Genomic DNA, 17,003 nt, shown 5'->3' with positions numbered 1-17,003 from the left:
GGGACAGTCCGATGGCCGTCGGCCTCATCGTGGCAGCAGTGATCCTGCTGCTCGTGGTCGTCATCGTGTTCAAACTCATGTGGCGGGTGGCGGAGCCCAACGAGGCGCTGCTGATCTCCGGTTCCCGGCACCGCAACGAGGGCCTCTCGGAGGGCCTCGGGTTCCGCATCGTCACCGGCCGCGGGACGCTCGTGCTGCCCGGCGTCCAGGCGGTGCGCAAGCTGTCGCTCGACCTCAATGCCGCGGACCTCGCGGTGGACTGCGTGACCAAGCAGGGCATCCCGGTGCACCTGCGCGGCGTGGTCATCTTCAAGGTCGGCGACGACTACATCTCGATCGCCAACGCGGCGCGCCGCTTCCTCGACCAGCAGAAGCTGATGACGGACCGCGTGCACAGCGTGTTCGCGGGCCATCTGCGGTCGATCGTCGGCGGGCTGACCGTCGAGGAGCTGATCCGCGAGCGGGAGAAGCTGACCGAGCAGACCCGCGCGTCGTCCGGCTCCGAGATGGAGAAGCTCGGCCTCATCATCGACTCGCTCCAGATCCAGGAGATCGAGGACCCGACCGGGTACATCGGCAACCTCGCACGGCCGCACGCGGCAGCCGTGGAACGCGACGCGCGCATCGCGCAGGCGCTCGCCGACCGGGACGCGACCGAGGCCGAGCAGGAGGCCGCGGCCCGCAAGGCCGAGGCGACCCGCAACAGCTGGGTGCAGCAGGCCGGGTACCAGGCCGAGATGGACAAGGCCGCGGCCGAGGCCAAGCAGGCCGGCCCACTGGCCGAGGCCGCCGCGCGGCAGGAAGTCATCGTGCAGGAGACGCGGGCCGCCGAGCTGGAAGCGCAGCGGCGCGAGCAGCAGCTCCAGGCGGACGTCCGCAAGCCCGCCGACGCGCAGGCCTACCAGACCCGCACCATCGCCGAAGCGGACCGCGACGCGCGGATCTCCGCCGCGCAGGCGAAGGCCCGCGAGACCGAGCTGGCCGCGGCCGCCGAGGCGACCCGGGTGAAGACGGCGGCGAGCGCGGAAGCCGAGTCGGCCAAGGTGCGCGGCCTCGCGCAGGCCGAAGCCACCCGGGCGATGGGTGCGGCCGACGCGGACGCCGCGCGGGCCCGCGGCCTCGCGGAGGCCGAGGCGGCAAAGGCGCAGGGCCTTGCGGAAGCCGAGGCGGCCAAGGCCCAGGGTCTGGCCGAGGCGGAAGCGATCAAGGCGCGTGCCGCGGCGCTGGCGGAGAACCAGGAAGCGGTCATCGCGCAGCAGTTGGCGGAGAACTGGCCGGACATCGTCCGGGCGGGCGCGGAAGCGTTCGGCAACGTCGACCACATGGTGCTGCTCAACGGTGCCGACGGCATGGCGGACATGTTCGCCAAGGCGCTCACCCTCGGCGGCACCGGCCTGGGCCTCGCCCGTCAGATGCTCGCCGCGATGAACACGGACGGGACGGCCGTCAACGGGGCACCGGAGGCCCCGGGCAAGATCGCCAAGCACGGCAAGCCGGAAGCCCAGGCGATCCCGGTGCAGGGCGACGCCGGGCAGGACGGGCGGAACATCACCCGCAAGTAGTCCGCCCCTGATCTGCCGCCGCGAGCGGCGGGCCTTCCTTCGGGACGGGCTCGCCGCCCGCGGGCCTGTCGTGCTTGCCGTGCTTGCCGTGCTTGCCGTGCTTGCCGTGCTTGCCGTGCCTGTCGGGCTCATCAGGCTTTTCGGACTTATCGGGCTTATCGGACTTACGGTGCCGTGGTCTCCCCGACGGTCAGCGCATCCGGTCGCCGCGCGCCGTTCCGGTGACCCCGGAATGCGTCAGCAGCGCCACGAACCCGATCACGATCAGCGAACCCACCAGCAGTTTCACGATGAACCCGAGGAACGCGCCGATCACCCAGACGAGCAGCCCGGCTATGCCGAGCAGGACGAGCAGCGGTATCCCCAGGCGCAGCCACTCGGGTACGGAACCCATGGCATCCCCCAGACGCGGTCGCGGACGGTCTTACGGTCCATGCAAGCGCCCCTGGCCACCCGATATTTCGGCGTGTACGGAGCGCCGGTGCAGTACTCGTTATCTGCCCGTTACCGGGGACGCGACACCCCCGTGTGTGGTTCCCGTACCGGAAACCCGGCTCAGACCGGCCAGGCCTCGCGGCGCCACGCGGCGTCCCAGAACATCCACTCGTACTTCGACGTCGTGACGAAGTGCTGGATCACGCGGGCGCGTTCGGTGGCACCGAGGTCCGCGCCGACCCGGTCGGTCAGCTCCAGCACGGCCTCCACGGTCTGCTGGAACGCCTCGTCGCCGTAGGTGGAAATCCAGTGCGCGTACAGCGGGTTCGGCGAGGACTTCTCCAACAGCGCCTCGCCGACCCGGGCGTAGATCCAGTAGCAGGGCAGCACCGCGCCGAGGCCTTCGGCGAACGAGCCGCCGTAGGAAGCCGCGAGCAGGTAGCTGGTGTACGCGCGGGTGGCGGGCAGCACCGGTTCGGTGGCCGCCACTTCGGCGGAAGTCCCGTACGCGGCCAGGAAGTCCGCGTGCATCGCCTGCTCGGCGGCGATCGCCCCGGCAGCATCCGCGGCGAACTGGCGGACGGCGTCCTCGTCCGGCGCCTTGGCGGCGCACACCGCGAGCGCGCGGGCGTAGTCGCGCAGGTAGTGCGAGTCCTGCACGACGTAGTGGCGGAACGCCTCGGCGGGCAGGGTGCCGCCGGTCAGGCCCTGGAGGAACGGGTGCGCGAGGATCTCCGCGTACACGTCCTCGATCGCCGCCCACAGTTCGTCGCGGAACGCCATGGTGTGCCCTGCCTGCCTTTCCTTGCCGCGCACCGGCCGCGCCTCGGCCCGGTGCCCGTTCAGCCTAACGGGGCCGTCGGGCGACGGGTCGGGAGTGCCGCGGGTCGGGACCCCGATCGGTCGGGACTCGGGCGGGTCAGGACTCGGGCGGGGAGAAGAAGACCAGCACGCGCAGCGCCTCGGTGATCCGGTGGAAACGGTGCTCGACGCCGGCCGCCACGAACACCACGCTGCCGCGTGCGACATCCGTCACCTCGTCGCCCACGGTCAGGCTCGCCCGGCCGCTGACCACGACGTAGACCTCGTCCTGGCCGTGCGGCTTCTGGGTGTCGACCTCGCCGGGCTCCAGCGCGTACAGCCCCATCGAGAAGTGGCGCTCGTTCAGGAACCGCAGGTAGGCCCCGCGTTCCTGCGCCCGCTCCAGATCCAGGTCGTCGAGTCGGAACACCTTCACCGCGCGCCACTCCTCCACCGTCCGCGGGCCCCCACCGGGCACCCCGGGCCCGAAGATACGGCACCCGGACGCACACACCTCTCCGCCGCGTGCCCGGCAGTGCACCACCGTTGCGCCACTGTTGGGCCACAGCAGCGCATCGGGACTTTCGGCGCCTCCCGCCAGACGGCCGCACCTGACACGATCGGGTGTATGAAGAGCCTTCTCGTCAAACTGCTCGCCAACGCGGCGGCCATTTGGATCACCACACTGGTGGTCAGCGGTGTCAACATCACGGGTGACTCGTGGGGCAACAAAGCCGGCACGGTGCTGATCGTCGCGGCGATCTTCGGCGTCATCAACGTGCTGATCAAGCCGCTCGTCAAACTGTTCTCACTGCCTCTGTTCATCCTCACCCTGGGCCTGATCACCTTCGTGATCAACGCGCTCATGCTGTGGCTGACGTCGTGGGTCTCCGGCAAGCTCGACTTGAGCTTCCACGTGGACGGGTTCTGGCCCGCCCTGCTCGGCGCGCTGTGCGTGTCGCTCGTCAGCTGGGCGCTCAACCTGATCTTCGACCGCGACTGACCCGTGGCGGCCGGGCAACCGGCCCGTCGCCGTTTCACGTGAAACATTCCCGAGGAGGGACCGTGACGTCGGAAGGCACCCGCGCGATCCATGCCGGACACCCGCCGGGCCGGCCGGGCGGCCCGTTCGCCGACGGCCCGGTGTTCGCCAGTACCTTCCACATGAGCGGCGACCCCGACGGCCCCTACCAGTACGGCCGTTTCGCCAACCCGACGTGGACCGCGCTGGAGACCGCGCTGGCCGACCTCGAAGGAGCCGCCGCAGCCGTCTCCTTCGGGTCCGGCATGGCCGCGGTCTCCGGCGCGCTGCTCGCCCTCGCACAGCCCGGGCACACCGTCGTCCTCCCCGCCGACGGCTACCCGGCCACCCGCACGGTGGGCGCCCACCTCGCCGACCGCGGGGTGACCGTCCGACATGTCCGCACCGATACCGCGGCCCTCGCCGCGACCGTCCCGGACGCCGACCTGGTGTGGCTGGAAACCCCCAGCAACCCCGGCCTCGACGTCTGCGACATCCCCGCGATCGCCGAACTCGCGCACCGCCACGGCGCGCTCGTCGCGGTCGACAACACCCTCGCCACACCGCTCGGCCAGCTCCCCCTCGTGCTCGGCGCCGACCTGTCCGTCGCCAGCGGCACCAAGGCCCTCACCGGCCACTCCGACGTCCTGCTCGGCTACGTGGCCTCCGCCGACCCCGCGCTCGGCGACCGGATCCGCGCCTGGCGCACCATGACCGGCGGCATCCCCGGCCCGATGGAAGCGTGGCTCGCGCACCGCTCGCTGGCCACCCTGCACCTGCGCGTCGACCGGCAGACCCAGAACGCCACCGCACTGGCCGAACTCCTCAGCGCCCACCCGGGCGTCGCCGACGTGCGCTACCCCGGCCTGCCCGGCGACGCGGCATATGCCCTCGCATCCCGGCAGATGCGCCGCCCCGGCTGCATCGTCGTCTTCACGCTGCCGGACGCGGACACCGCCCAGCGCTTCCTCGCCGCCCTCGACCTGGTCGCCGAGGCCACCAGTTTCGGCGGGGTGCACAGCATCGCCGAACGCCGCGGCCGCTGGCCCGGCGACGACATCCCGGCAGGCTTCGTGCGCTTCTCCGCGGGCTGCGAGGACACCCCCGACCTGCTCGCCGACGTCACCCAGGCGCTGGCCAAAGCCCTGGGCTGAACCGCCGGGCCAACCCGTCGGCCCGGTGGACCGGGCGCCCCGATTACAAGATCACGTCAACCCTGCGCGGTTTCCGGTCAATACCCCAGGATCCGGTGCACAACGACTTGTTCGCGCCCTCCGGGCCCGCCCAGGATGACTCTGGTCTTGGCGGGGACCGCACTTCAACAGTGTTTCACCACACGAATCCGGGCAGACATATCCCGGTGGGTATCCGGTGGGGGAACGAACGGCAGGGGGGTTCGTGGATCTGACTTTGCTGCGCACGTTCCTGGCCGTCCACCGGGCCGGATCCTTCACGCGCGCCGCACACCTGCTCGACCTCTCGCAGCCCGCGATCACCGCACAGATCCGCAGCCTCGAAAAGCAGGTCGGCCGCCAGCTGTTCCAGCGGCTGCCGCGCGGCGTCACCCCCACCACCGTCGCCGACGAACTCGCCGCCAAACTCGCCCCGCACCTGGACGCGCTGGAAGAAATCACCGCGCGCGACGTACTCGGCACCGACCCGCTGCGCCAGACCGTGCACTTGGCGGGCCCCCCGGAGATCACCGGACGGCTCGTGCTCCCCGCGCTCGCCGACCTGGTGCGCCGCGGACTGCGCCTGCGGGTGAGCCTCGGATCCGGCGACGACCTGCTCACCGGCCTGGCCGCGGCCCGCCACGACATCGTCATATCCGACGTCCGGCCACGGGTCCGCGGCATCACCGCCACACCGCTCGCCGACGAGGAGTACGTGCTGGTCGGCGCCCCGGCGTGGGCCGAACGCCTGCCCTGCCACCGGCTGGAAGCCGAAGGCCACCTCGCGCTGGACGGCGTGCCGCTGGTCGCCGACAACGAGGAGCAGACCCTCGTCGAGCGGTACTGGGCCAGCGTGTTCGACACCAAGCCGACCACGCCGGCCGCGCTCGTCGTGCCGGACCTGCGGGCCGTCGTCGACTGCGCGCTCGCCGGCGCGGGCATCGCCGTGCTGCCGCGCTACCTGTGCGCCGAAGCGCTCGGCAGCGGTGCGCTGGTGGCCTTGCTGGAACCGGAAATCCCGCCGCTGAGCACGCTGTTCCTCGCCGTGCGCACGGGAGAGCTGAGCCGGCCGCACCTCGCGCAGCTGCACGCGCGGCTGGTTTCGCGCGCGGCCGGCTGGTGAACTTCCCGGCTGTGCGGGCGGTTTAGGTGGGCGGGGCCTACTGCAGGTCGCGGCGGAGCAAGGTGAGGATGCCTTCGATGTTCGCTGTCAGGTAGGCCGCGAGCGTGGCGGGCACGACGTCGACGGTGGCCAGGCCCTCGGGAGTGAACGGCACCCGCACGACTTCGTACATGCCGTTGGGCTCGTCGACTTCGGGGCCGTGCCGCAGCGACGGATCGACGGACTCCAGTCGGCACGCGAAGAAGTGCTGCACCTTCACGCCGCCGCCGGGTTCCGGCACCGTGTCCACGAACGCCGGGACACACGAGGCGAGTTTCCCGCCCAGCTCTTCCAGCACCTCGCGCCGCAACCCCGCCACGACGGTGGTGTCGCCGTCCTCGACGCCGCCGCCCGGCGTGATCCAGTACGGCGTCCGCCCCGGCTTGGTGCGCTTGATCAGCACCAGCCGGTCCTCGTCGTCGAGCAGGATCGCGCGAGCCGTCTTCTTGACCACTTCCCGCATGCTGCCGCTCCCAGGCTGTCCGTGCCGTCCCGCGGGACCCGGCGGCGTTGGCGGGACTGACGCCGACGCCGCGATTCCCGATCCTGAAGAGATCATTCCGATTGCGGGAGCGGTTCATGCGCGAGGACAGGGTGGAGCAACACCCGAATAGGGCCCTCCCTCATGGGGTTCATCGAGTCGTAGTCGGAACCTCGATGAGTGGCCGCCGGCAGGTGAGCACCGCACCCTCCTGAGCCGTGGGAGTTCTGGTGGGAGACCGTGTCTCTTACCGGTTGTGGCCGGGAGGCCGACTGCTGATGGGATGGCGTGCCCGCCGCGGGGTTGTGGCGGTGTGAGCAGTGGGTCCATGAGAGCGCGAGCTGGGTCTTCCGCAGGCCGCAAACTCGCCGCGCCCCGGCTTCCGGAAGGCGTCGAGGCTGCCCGCGCTCATTGCCCGGCATGCCCGGGCAGGCCGCGGAACCGGGGCAGGTGCTACAACCCCGCCCTACGCCAACTCGGCAACCGCCTCGTCGGCATCCTCCACGGATACCTCAGAACACACACCCACTACGACGAAGCCACCGCCTGGGCCCACCACACCAACCTCACCGCAGCTTGACACCCCAACGCCATGGGATGTCTCCCACCGTCTCCGGTCGGAGTCTCTGCGAAGGCCCCTCCCCCACCCCCGCCGCCGTCGGATCTCCTTCCGACCCGGCGACCCTCTCGCACCCGCCCTCCGGTGGTCCACCACGAAAACCCGGCCTGTGGACAACCCGTCCCCCATCCCGCCGTCAGCCCGCCCCCGGCCCCGGCCGGACCACCCCCGACTCGTAGGCGATCACGACCAGTTGCGCCCGGTCGCGGGCGCCCAGTTTCACCATCGCGCGGCTGACGTGGGTCTTCGCGGTCAGCGGGGACACGAACAAGTGCTCGGCGATCTCGTCGTTGCTCATTCCGGACGCCACCAGTGCCAGCACCTCGCGTTCCCGGTCGGTCAGCGCGGTCAGCCGGTCCGGGGCCGCGACCTTCGGCTCGGGCTGGGACAGGAACCGGCCCACCAGCGCGCGTGTGGCGCCCGGCGAGAGTAGCGACTCGCCCGCCGCGACGGTCTTGATGGCGCGCAGCAGGTCGGCCGGTTCGGTGTCCTTGACCAGGAAGCCGCTGGCGCCCGCGCGCAGCGCCTCGAACACGTAGTCGTCGACTTCGAACGTGGTGAGCACCAGCACCTTCACCCCGGCCAGGTCCTCGTCCCCGACGATCCGGCGGGTCGCTTCGAGGCCGTCCATCTCCGGCATGCGGATGTCCATGAGGACGACGTCGGCGCGGGTCTCGCGCGCCAGTCTGACCGCATCGGCGCCGGTCGCCGCTTCGCCGACCACCTCGAGTTCGGGATCGGAGCCGATGAGCACCTTGAAGCCGGCGCGCACGAGCGACTGGTCGTCCGCGATCAGGACCCGGACCATGTGTTTCCTTCCGTTGCCGCGGCGGCCGCGGACGCGGGGGCGTCCGCACCGCTCGCGGAGGCTGAGGGGGCCGCGGGGGCCACCGCGGACGAGGGCGGCGCGCCGCCGGTCGGCAGCAGCGCCGCGACCAGGTAGCCGCGGTCCGCGCCGGGTCCGGCGCGCAGCGTGCCGCCGACCGCGGTCGCGCGTTCCCGCATGCCGAGGAGGCCGTGCCCGGTGCCGGTGCCCGGGCCGGCGGACGCGCCGCGGCCGTCGTCGGCGACCTCGACGTCCACCTCGTGCGGCACGTACCGGATGCGTACGGCGGCCTGCGCGCCGGGCCCGGCGTGCTTGACCGCGTTGGTCAGCGACTCCTGCACGATCCGGTACAGCGCCAGTCCGACGGGCGCGGGCAGCGGCCGCGGCGCCCCGGCGATCTCCAACTGCACCGGCAGTCCTGCCGTGCGGTACGACGCGACCAGCGACTCGATGCCGTCCGCTCCGGGCATCGGCTCGGTCGGGTGGTCGCTCTCCCCGTCCTGCCGCAGCACGCCCAGGGTGGTGCGGAGTTCGGCGAGCGCGTCGCGGCTGGCTTCCTTGATGTGCACGAGCGCTTGGCGGGCCTGGCCGACGTCCTGCTCGATGACGTGTGCGGCGACGCCCGCCTGGATGTTGATCATCGCGATGCTGTGCGCCACGACGTCGTGCAGCTCGCGGGCGATGCGCATGCGTTCGGCGGTGACCCGGCGGGCGGCCTCTTCCTCGCGCTCGCGGTCGGCGCGGGCGAGGCGGGCCTGCACCTCGGCCCAGTAGGCCCGCTTGGCACGGACCGCTTCCCCGACGGCGACGGGCAGGTACAGCCACACCACCGACAGGTAGTTCTCCGGCCGCACGAACGCCGAGGCGAGCACGGCGAGGCGGATCACGGTGTGCGCGACCGCGACCGCGGAGGCGATCCACAGGCCGCGGCGCAGGCCCTCCCGGGAGGCGACCGTGTAGAGCGCGATCAGGGTCGGCAGCAGGATCGACCCGTCGCGGCCGTCCGCGACGAGGTAGGCGAGCTGCGCGAGTTCGGTGATCGCGAGGACGATCAGGGGGTGCTGGCGGCGGCGCAGAAGCGCCAGGCAGCTCAGCACCGCGATGGTGAGGTTGAGCCCGTTGGGGGCGCCCGGTACGTGGGGTTTCTGGGATGGCGCGATGGCGCCGCCGACGGTCACCGCGATGACCATGGCGACCACGAGGATGTCCGACATCCAGGGGTGGTTGCGGATCGCGCCGCAGCGTTCCTGCCAGCGCCACCGCGGCCCGCCGGGCATCGGCGGCCCGGACGGTTCGGCGGGCTCCGGAAGCTGCGGGACGACGGGGGCGCCTGCCGCGGGGGCGGTGGGCGCGGACGCAGGACGGCCCCGCACGCCGCTGCGTACGGGGCCGTCCTGGTACTGCATGTCCTGCTCCTTCGGTTCCGTCAGCCGTGGATCACCGGCCGGCGAGCACCGGTTCCCGGTCTTCCTCGCCGTGTCCGCCGCCGTGGCCGGCCTTGGGCCGGTCGGCGTGGCCCGGCCACCAGGCCTTGTGGCCGATGAGCGCGGTGACCGCGGGCACCAGGAACATCGACATCACGAAGGCCGAGATGCAGATGCCCACCGCGACCGCGAAGCCCATCTCCATCATCATGCTGACGCCGGCGAACATGAGCGATGCGAACGTCCCCGCCAGGATGACACCTGCCGCCGCGATGGACGGTCCGGCGTGCTCGACCGCGAGTGCCGCGGCCTTCCGTGGCTCGTGGCCTTCCTGCGCTTCCTCGCGCAATCGGGCGATCATGAGGATGTTGTAGTCCGTGCCGATCGCGACCACGAACATGTAGATCATGATCGGCAGCATGAACATCACGCCCGCGTGGTCGGCGAGGCCCTGGAACACGAACACCGTCGCGCCGAGCGTGGCCGCGTAGCCGAGGACGACCGCGAGGATCAGGTACCAGGGTGCCACGAGGCTGCGCAGCAGCAGGCCCAGGATCAGCGCGATCAGCAGCCCCGCGACCGGGAAGATGACCTTCATGTCGCGGTTGGTGGCGTCGCGGACGTCCGCGAACGAACCGGTGGCACCGCCGACCAGGACGTCCGTGTCGGCCGGAGCCTGCGCGTCGGCCGTGGCGCGGAGCGGCTTGATCGTGTCGAGGGCCGCGTTGGTGTACGGGCTCTCCTTCAGGACCAGCTTGATCTCGCCGTAGAGGCCGTCCTTGCTGTAGTTCACGTGGAGCTTGGCCGGGTCCTCCGGGTCGACCACGTTGACGCCGCCGACGCCGTCCGCACCCTTGAGGCCCACCGCGAACTGCTCGGCGGCGTTCCGGTCGAGCGGCTTGCCGTCCTTGGACGCGATGAAGACCTGGGTCGGGTTGAGCGTGCCGGCCGGGAAGCCGGTCTGCATGTCCTTCATGGCCTTGGCCGACTCGGTGCCGCTCGGCAGCTGGCCGATCTGGTCGTAGTCCGCCTTGAAGCCGAGCACGCCGGAGGCGAGCGCGACCATGATCACGCCGGACACCACCGCGACGGCGACCGGCTTGTTGCCGGTCATCTTGCCGAGCTTGTGGAACGTGGTGCCCTGCGGCTGCTGCTGCCAGCCCTTCGACGGCCAGAACACCTTCGGGCCGAGCAGCGAGACGACCGCGGGAACCAGGGTGAGGCCGGCGATCGCCATGACGATGACCGCGATGGCCAGGCCCGGGCCCATCGACTTGAAGCTGCCGAGCGAGGCCAGGAGCATCGCGCCGAACGCGATGACGACGGCGCCCGCGGCGGAGGCGATGGCCTCGCCGACGCGCTCGACGGCCACGATCATGGCCTGCTTCTTGTCGTCGCCCGCTCGCAGCCGTTCGCGATAGCGGAACAGCAGGAAGAGGATGTAGTCCGTGCCGATGCCGAAGAGCACCACGATGAGCATCGTCTGGAGCGACTGTTCGACCTGGAAGTCGAACGCCTTGCCCAGCAGTGCGATCACCGCCGGGGCCACCATCGCCACGATGCCGACCACGATGATCGGCAGGAAGGCCGCGACCGGGCTGCGGTAGATGAGCAGCAGCAGCACGATGATCAGGACGATCGTGACTATGCCGACGATCGCCTCGGCCTTCTTGAAGGCGTCCTCGTTGTCCAGCATCATCGCCGGACCGCCGGTATAGCCGTACTTGAGGCCGGTGCCTTCCACCAGCGGCTTCGTGGCGTCGCGCAGGTCCTTGACGGCCTCGTTGACCTTCTTGTCCTGGGCGTCGCCCGCGATGCTGAAGTCGACCAGGCCGATCTTCTTGTTCTCGGACACCTGGAGCGGACCGACACCGCTGACCTCGCCGGCCGGGCGGGCGGTACCGGACGCGACCGGCTTGACCTTCTCCGCCTGGAGCTTGGCCGCGATCTCCTTGATCTTGGCCTCGTCCGCCGCCGTGAGCGCCCCGCCGTCGGCGCGCTTGAACACGGTCAGCGCGCTCTGGTCCTTGGACTGCGGGAACTGCTTCTCGGCGAGGTCGGCCGCCTGGACCGACTCGTACTTGTCGGGCAGGAAGCTCGCCGTGTCCTGGTTGGTGATGTCCGACAGCTTGGGCGCGAACGCGACCAGCGCCACGGCGGCGACCAGCCAGATGCCGATCACCTTCCACGGATTGTGGACGACGAGCCTTCCGAGTCGTCCGAACATGTGCTCTCCATTCGTCCTGCGTCCGCCCGCCCCGCCCGCGAACCGGGTTTGTGATCCGATTCACAAAGCTCGGCGACTGGCGTCCGCCGGGGAGAGCGCTGGTGGTGTCAGCATCGAAGGTAGACACCCGCAAGGGTCTGGCACAATCCGAAAAGCCGCAGGTCAGCGAAGTTCCAACCGCTGTAGGAGAGGCGCGCACCCCGCCCGCAGAAGCGCTCGGAGAGGGCTACTACGAGGGGAGTAGACGGCGTTCGTCCCCCAGGACGAAAGAGCCCGGCGCCGCCTCCAACCGGTCGGCTTCGGAGAACGTTTCCCGCGCGCTGCCGGGGCTACGCCCCGAGGTACGCGAGCACCGCCATGACCCGGCGGTTGTCGTCGTCCGAAGCGGTGATGGCGAGCTTCCCGAAGATGCTCGTCGTGTGCTTGCTGACCGCGCCCTCGGACACGAAGAGCTGCTTGGCGATCGCCGCGTTCGACCGGCCCTCGGCCATCAGCTTGAGCACGTCGCGCTCCCGCTCGGTCAGCCGCCCGAGCGGCTCGTGGCGCTGCTCGGTGCGCGTCAGCAGCTTCGCGATCACCTCGGGGTCCATCGCCGTGCCGCCGGCCGCGACCCGGTGCACCGCGTCCACGAACTGCGCGGTGTCGAAGACCCGGTCCTTGAGGAGGTAGCCGACACCGCCGGAGCCGTCGGCGAGGAGCTCGCGCGCGTACAGCTGCTCCACGTACTGCGACAGCACCAGCACCGGCAGGCCCGGGACACGCCGACGGGCCTCCAGGGCGGCCTGGAGGCCCTCGTCGGTGAACGTGGGGGGCAGTCGTACGTCGACGACAGCCACGTCGGGGCGCTGCTCGATCAGGGCCTTGAGGAGTTCCGGCCCGTTGTCCACCGCCGCGGCGATCTCGAAACCGTGGGCTTCGAGAAGCCGCACCAGCCCGTCCCTCAGGAGGGCGAGATCTTCGGCGAGGACAACTCGCACGGCAGCTCCATGGTCACCGTCGTCGGGCCGCCCTTCGGTGAATCGAGGGCGATGGTCCCGTCGAATGTACCCAGTCGCCGCTCGATCCCGCGCAAACCCGTGCCCTTGGCGAAGTCCGCACCGCCGCGGCCGTCGTCGACCACCTCGATGCGCAGCCGCCCGGCGCGGTGCCGCAAGTCGATCCACACGTGCGAAGCCCCCGCGTGCTTGGTCGCGTTCGTCAGCACCTCGGTGACCGCGAAGTACGCCGCGGACTCCACCGGAGCCTCCAGTCGGCCCGGGATCGCCACGGTGACCTCGACCTCGAGCGGGTTCTCCAGCGCGATCGTCCGCACCGCGTCGCCCAAGCCCCGGTCGGCGAGCACCGGCGGGTGGATTCCCCGCACCAGGTCCCGGAGTTCGTTGAGCGCCTTGGCGGACGCCTCGCGGGTCTCGGACAGCAGCGCACGGGCCGCGTCCGGGTTCGAGTCCATCAACTGCTCGGCGGCACCCAGGTTCATGCCCATAGCGACCAGCCGTGCCTGCGCACCGTCGTGCAAGTCCCGCTCGATGCGGCGCAGTTCCGCGGCGGACGCGTCGACCGCGTCGGTACGGGTCTCGGTCAGGTGGCGCACCCGCAGCTCCATCTCGGCCTTGCGGGTGGGCGCGAGGAGCGTGTGCGACCACTTCGCGTGGACCTGGAGCATCTTCGGGGCGATCCAGAAACCGATCACGATGTACGCCACGCCGACCAGCGCCGCGAGCCAGGCACGGCTGTCGCTGTCGACCTTGACGAACGTGTACCAGCCGCTGTCGCCGGCGTCCGTGATCGTCTTCCACAGCCACGGCTGGAGCAGCCCGAACACGCCCTCGGCGATGAACCCGAGCGCGAGGATGCCCAGGACCATGCCGATCACGAATTCGGCCAGCAGCCAGACCAGGTCGCGCCACGTCGCGGGGTCGCCCAGCAGGGCGCGGCAGCGCTGGACCTGACCGACGATGCCGCGGGCGTACTTCGGCTCGGGACGGTACGGGCGGGCGATCGGCACGCCGTTCTTCTCGGCCCGGCGCCGCGCGGTGTCCGCAAGGGCGCGGGTCGCCGCCACGAAGACGGGGACCAGCAGCACACCGATCCCGAGGACCATCAGCGGCAGGAACACCACGGTGAGCACGAACAGCACCAGGCCCACCGTCATCGGCGCCACCAGCCACAGCCCGCGCCACGCGTCGACCCACCCGACGCGGATCCGCCGCGCGACTCCGCTTGCACTCACTGCTGCCTCCTCGGCGTGGGCCCCGACCTGCGAGGTTTCTTGCTCCGACACGGGTAAGTCTGCCTACGGCGCGGGGGTGGGGGCATTGCGCTGGGGCCCCGGGGTTGGGTGGGTCTGGCCCCACCCTTACCGCTCCGGGTGCCCGCTGACCAGCCGTCGGCCGGCCCGGTCAGCGCGCGGTCACCGTCCGGTCAGCGGCCCCCGCGAGTCTTCTCGGCATGGAGACCTCGCAGATTTCCCCGGCCCGCAAGTGGGGGACGCTCGCCGTCGGCTGCCTGGCGGTGCTCGTCCTGACCATCGACATGGGCGCCCTGCACCTGGCCATCCCCGGCCTCGTCGACGACCTCGACCCGTCCGCCACCCAGTTGCTGTGGATCGCCGACGGCTACGGCTTCGCCCTGGCCGGCCTGCTCGTCACGATGGGCTGGCTCGGCGACCGCATCGGCCGGAAGCGGCTCCTGCTCATCGGCACCGCCGGATTCGCCGCCGCGTCCGCGCTCACCGCCTACGCGTCCAGCCCGGAAATGCTCATCGCCGCCCGCGCCCTGCTGGGCGTGGCGGGCGCCACGATCATGCCGTCCACGCTGTCCCTCATCCGCAACGTCTTCACCGACCCGAAGGAACGCACCGCCGCGGTCGGCATCTGGAGCGGCATCAGCGGCGCCGGCGTGGGCCTCGGCCCGCTCCTCGGCGGCCTCGTCCTCGACCACTTCTGGTGGGGGTCGGTGTTCCTGATCAACCTGCCGATCATGGCCGCGATCCTCGTCGCGGGCGCGGTCGTCCTGCCGGAATCCCGCAACCCGAACCCCGGACGCCTCGACCTGCCCAGCGTCCCGCTGTCCATCGCCGCCGTGCTCGGCCTGGTCTACGCGGTCAAGGAAGCCGCGCACAGCGGCATCGCGCAGCCCCAGGTCGCCGTCGCCGCGCTGATCGGCATCGCCGCCGCCTTCCTCTTCGTGCGCCGCCAGTCCCGGGTCGCCTCGCCGCTCATCGACCTCGCGCTGTTCCGGGAGCGGGCCTTCGCCGGATCGATCGCCGCCAACGCGTTCGCGATGTTCGCCCTGGTCGCTCAGTCGCTGATCTTCGCCCAGTACTTCCAGTCGGTGCTCGGCTGGTCCCCGCTCAAGGCCGGCCTCGCCGGACTGCCCGGCGCGGTCGCCGCGATGGCCGGCGGCGCCCTCGCCGCCGCGCTCATCACCCGCATCGGCCGCGGCAACACCGTCGCCCTCGGCCTGCTCGTCTCGTCGGCCGGCTTCTCGCTGTACCTGCTGACCGGCACCGAGGCCCACTACGCCGTGCTGGTCGCCGCGATGCTGCCGGTCGGCACGGGCATGGGCATGGCGCTGACGGTCACCGCCGACACCGTCCTGGCCGCGGTGCCGAAGGAGCGCGCCGGAGCGGCGTCCGCGATCTCCGAGACGGCCACCGAACTCGGCGGCGCACTCGGCATGGCGGTCCTCGGCTCGGTCCTCAACAGCGTGTACCGCACCAACCTGGACCTGCCCGCCGGGACGCCCGCCGGCACCGCCGACGGCGCCCGCGAATCGCTCGGCGGCGCGCTGGCCGGCGCCGCGCACCTGCCGGCCGACCTGGCCGGCGCGGTCGGCGACGCCGCCCGCAGCGCCTTCGTGGGCGGCATGCACGTCACCGCACTGATCAGCGCCGGGCTCGCCCTGGTCACCGCGGTCGCGGCCGCCTACGGGCTGCGCGGCGTGCCGGACACCATCGCCGACCCGGCGGACGAGGCCGCGGCCGAGGAGCCGGAGTTCACGACGGCCGCGTAAGACGCGCGGAGGACCTGCCTCACCGGGAACCCGGCTCGCCTCGGCGAGCCGGGTTCCGGCGTTCCCGGTGTTCTTCCGCGGCCTTCCCCGGCCTTCCACAGCCTTCCGAGGTCTTCCGGGTCTTCCTTCGCGGCTTCCTTCGCGGCTTCCGGGGTGTCGTCCGGCGGCCCACGCCCCGTCCGATTCCCGCCAGCGGCCCCCGCCGAGGTACCGCAAAGTAGAGGACGTGATCACGAGCCGGGCCCGGCTGCGACACCGAAATCCTCTGCGCGAAAGCCCTGTTCGGAAGGCAGCAGCATGTCCACTCCCCTCCCCGCCCCCGTCTCCGCCCGCATGGCCGGCAAGGCCGTCCTCGTCACCGGCGGCACCTCGGGCATCGGGCTCGCCGCGGCCCGGCGTCTGGCCGCCGAAGGCGCCGCGGTCGCCATCGCCGGCCGCCGCAAGGACGTCGGCGAGCAGGCCGCCGCCGAACTCCGCGCCGCCACCGGAGCCCAGGTCCTCTTCGTCGCCGCGGACTTCACGGCGGCCGAGGACGCGGAGGCCGCGGTCGCCGCGACCGTCGCCGAATTCGGCCGCCTGGACGGCGCGTTCAACAACGCCGGCGGCGTCAACGCGGGCGGCCCGCTGGAAGGCATCCCCGCCGACGCCTGGCACGCCGAGATCGGCCACAACCTCACCAGCGTCTTCTACGGCCTCAAGTACCAGGTCCCGGCGATCCTCGCGTCCGGCGGCGGCGCGATCGTCAACAACGCGTCCAACCTCGGCGTCGTCGGCATGGCGCAGGTCGCGCCGTACGTCGCCGCCAAGCACGGCGTCGTCGGCCTCACCCGGGCCGCCGCCCTGGAGAACGCCGAGCGCGGCATCCGCGTCAACGCCCTCACCACCGGCGGCGTCGACACGCCGCTGTCCCGCGCCACGATGATGACCACCGACGAGGCTGCCGCGGCGATCGCCGCACTGCACCCGGTCAACCGGATCGCCCAGCCGGACGAGATCGCCCCGCTGATCGCGTACCTGCTCAGCGACGAAGCCTCGTTCGTCACCGGCGCCGCCATCGCCATCGACGGCGGCTTCACCGCCCGCTGAACCGCCGAGGCCCGAGCCGGGCGAGGCGAAGGCGCCCCCGTCGCCGCCTCGTCCGGCACGGCCACCCCGGTGGGGGGGGGCCCCCGCCCCCCCCCCCCCCCCGGGGGGGGGGGGGCCCCCGGGGGCGCCCCCCCCCCCCCCCCCGCCCCCCCCCCCCCCCCCCCCCCCCGCCG

Annotated in this window: 15 protein-coding genes; 6 read left to right on the top strand and 9 right to left on the bottom strand. The window is 71.7% G+C overall.

Going from position 1 to position 17,003, the window contains the following annotated elements:
* Nucleotides 1-11: 11 nt before the first annotated feature.
* Nucleotides 12-1,562, top strand: a complete 1,551-nt coding sequence (locus ACPA54_RS14715) for an SPFH domain-containing protein (RefSeq protein ID WP_423529696.1) — start codon at nucleotides 12-14, stop codon at nucleotides 1,560-1,562.
* 190 nt (nucleotides 1,563-1,752) lie between these two features.
* Here the strand turns inward: ACPA54_RS14715 and ACPA54_RS14710 are convergent, their stop codons facing one another.
* The 3 genes from ACPA54_RS14710 to ACPA54_RS14700 form a co-directional block, all read right to left on the bottom strand.
* Complete coding sequence (locus ACPA54_RS14710; RefSeq protein ID WP_423529694.1) at nucleotides 1,753-1,956, bottom strand: hypothetical protein; 204 nt, start codon at nucleotides 1,954-1,956, stop codon at nucleotides 1,753-1,755.
* Nucleotides 1,957-2,117: 161 nt separating this feature from the next.
* Nucleotides 2,118-2,813, bottom strand: coding sequence for a thiaminase II (gene tenA / locus ACPA54_RS14705; protein WP_423529692.1), 696 nt, complete (start codon nucleotides 2,811-2,813; stop codon nucleotides 2,118-2,120).
* Nucleotides 2,814-2,916: 103 nt separating this feature from the next.
* Nucleotides 2,917-3,234: a cupin domain-containing protein gene (locus tag ACPA54_RS14700; protein ID WP_345679556.1), complete on the bottom strand. Its 318-nt coding sequence runs from the start codon at nucleotides 3,232-3,234 to the stop codon at nucleotides 2,917-2,919.
* Nucleotides 3,235-3,426: 192 nt separating this feature from the next.
* Here ACPA54_RS14700 and ACPA54_RS14695 point away from each other — a divergent pair, with 192 nt between their 5' ends.
* From ACPA54_RS14695 to ACPA54_RS14685, 3 genes are all read left to right on the top strand, one after another.
* A complete protein-coding gene (locus ACPA54_RS14695) occupies nucleotides 3,427-3,801 on the top strand; it encodes a phage holin family protein (protein WP_423529690.1) in 375 nt (124 codons plus the stop codon).
* Between the two features lie 38 nt (nucleotides 3,802-3,839).
* A complete protein-coding gene (locus ACPA54_RS14690) occupies nucleotides 3,840-4,973 on the top strand; it encodes a cystathionine gamma-lyase (protein WP_423529688.1) in 1,134 nt (377 codons plus the stop codon).
* 244 nt (nucleotides 4,974-5,217) lie between these two features.
* Entirely contained in the window at nucleotides 5,218-6,114 is an 897-nt protein-coding gene (locus tag ACPA54_RS14685) for a LysR family transcriptional regulator (RefSeq protein WP_423529686.1), read from the top strand.
* A gap of 37 nt (nucleotides 6,115-6,151) precedes the next feature.
* Here ACPA54_RS14685 and ACPA54_RS14680 read toward each other — a convergent pair whose 3' ends face one another.
* The 6 genes from ACPA54_RS14680 to ACPA54_RS14655 all read right to left on the bottom strand — a co-directional run bounded on the left by ACPA54_RS14680 (nucleotide 6,152) and on the right by ACPA54_RS14655 (nucleotide 13,960).
* On the bottom strand, nucleotides 6,152-6,616 hold the full coding sequence (locus ACPA54_RS14680) for an NUDIX domain-containing protein (protein WP_423529684.1): 465 nt from the start codon (nucleotides 6,614-6,616) through the stop codon (nucleotides 6,152-6,154).
* Nucleotides 6,617-7,389: 773 nt separating this feature from the next.
* Nucleotides 7,390-8,061 (bottom strand): response regulator, encoded by a 672-nt coding sequence (locus tag ACPA54_RS14675; protein WP_423529682.1) that lies wholly within the window; start codon nucleotides 8,059-8,061, stop codon nucleotides 7,390-7,392.
* Nucleotides 8,046-9,485: a sensor histidine kinase gene (locus ACPA54_RS14670; RefSeq protein WP_423529680.1), complete on the bottom strand. Its 1,440-nt coding sequence runs from the start codon at nucleotides 9,483-9,485 to the stop codon at nucleotides 8,046-8,048. Before ACPA54_RS14670 ends, ACPA54_RS14675 begins: the two co-directional genes overlap by 16 nt.
* Before the next feature lie 31 nt (nucleotides 9,486-9,516).
* Entirely contained in the window at nucleotides 9,517-11,730 is a 2,214-nt protein-coding gene (locus tag ACPA54_RS14665) for an MMPL family transporter (RefSeq protein ID WP_423529678.1), read from the bottom strand.
* Between the two features lie 329 nt (nucleotides 11,731-12,059).
* Complete coding sequence (locus ACPA54_RS14660; protein WP_423529676.1) at nucleotides 12,060-12,707, bottom strand: response regulator transcription factor; 648 nt, start codon at nucleotides 12,705-12,707, stop codon at nucleotides 12,060-12,062.
* On the bottom strand, nucleotides 12,671-13,960 hold the full coding sequence (locus tag ACPA54_RS14655; RefSeq protein WP_423529674.1) for a sensor histidine kinase: 1,290 nt from the start codon (nucleotides 13,958-13,960) through the stop codon (nucleotides 12,671-12,673). The genes ACPA54_RS14660 and ACPA54_RS14655 overlap by 37 nt, the downstream gene beginning before the upstream one ends.
* A 218-nt stretch (nucleotides 13,961-14,178) precedes the next feature.
* Between ACPA54_RS14655 and ACPA54_RS14650 the strand changes: the two genes are divergently transcribed.
* Nucleotides 14,179-15,744 (top strand): MFS transporter, encoded by a 1,566-nt coding sequence (locus tag ACPA54_RS14650; RefSeq protein WP_423529672.1) that lies wholly within the window; start codon nucleotides 14,179-14,181, stop codon nucleotides 15,742-15,744.
* 297 nt (nucleotides 15,745-16,041) lie between these two features.
* Entirely contained in the window at nucleotides 16,042-16,830 is a 789-nt protein-coding gene (locus tag ACPA54_RS14645) for an SDR family NAD(P)-dependent oxidoreductase (RefSeq protein ID WP_423529670.1), read from the top strand.
* Nucleotides 16,831-17,003 lie beyond the last annotated feature (173 nt).

The organism is Uniformispora flossi, from assembly GCF_049534875.1.
Taxonomy (GTDB): domain Bacteria; phylum Actinomycetota; class Actinomycetes; order Streptomycetales; family Streptomycetaceae; genus Yinghuangia; species Yinghuangia aomiensis.
This window is presented reverse-complemented; position numbering and strand designations above follow the sequence as displayed.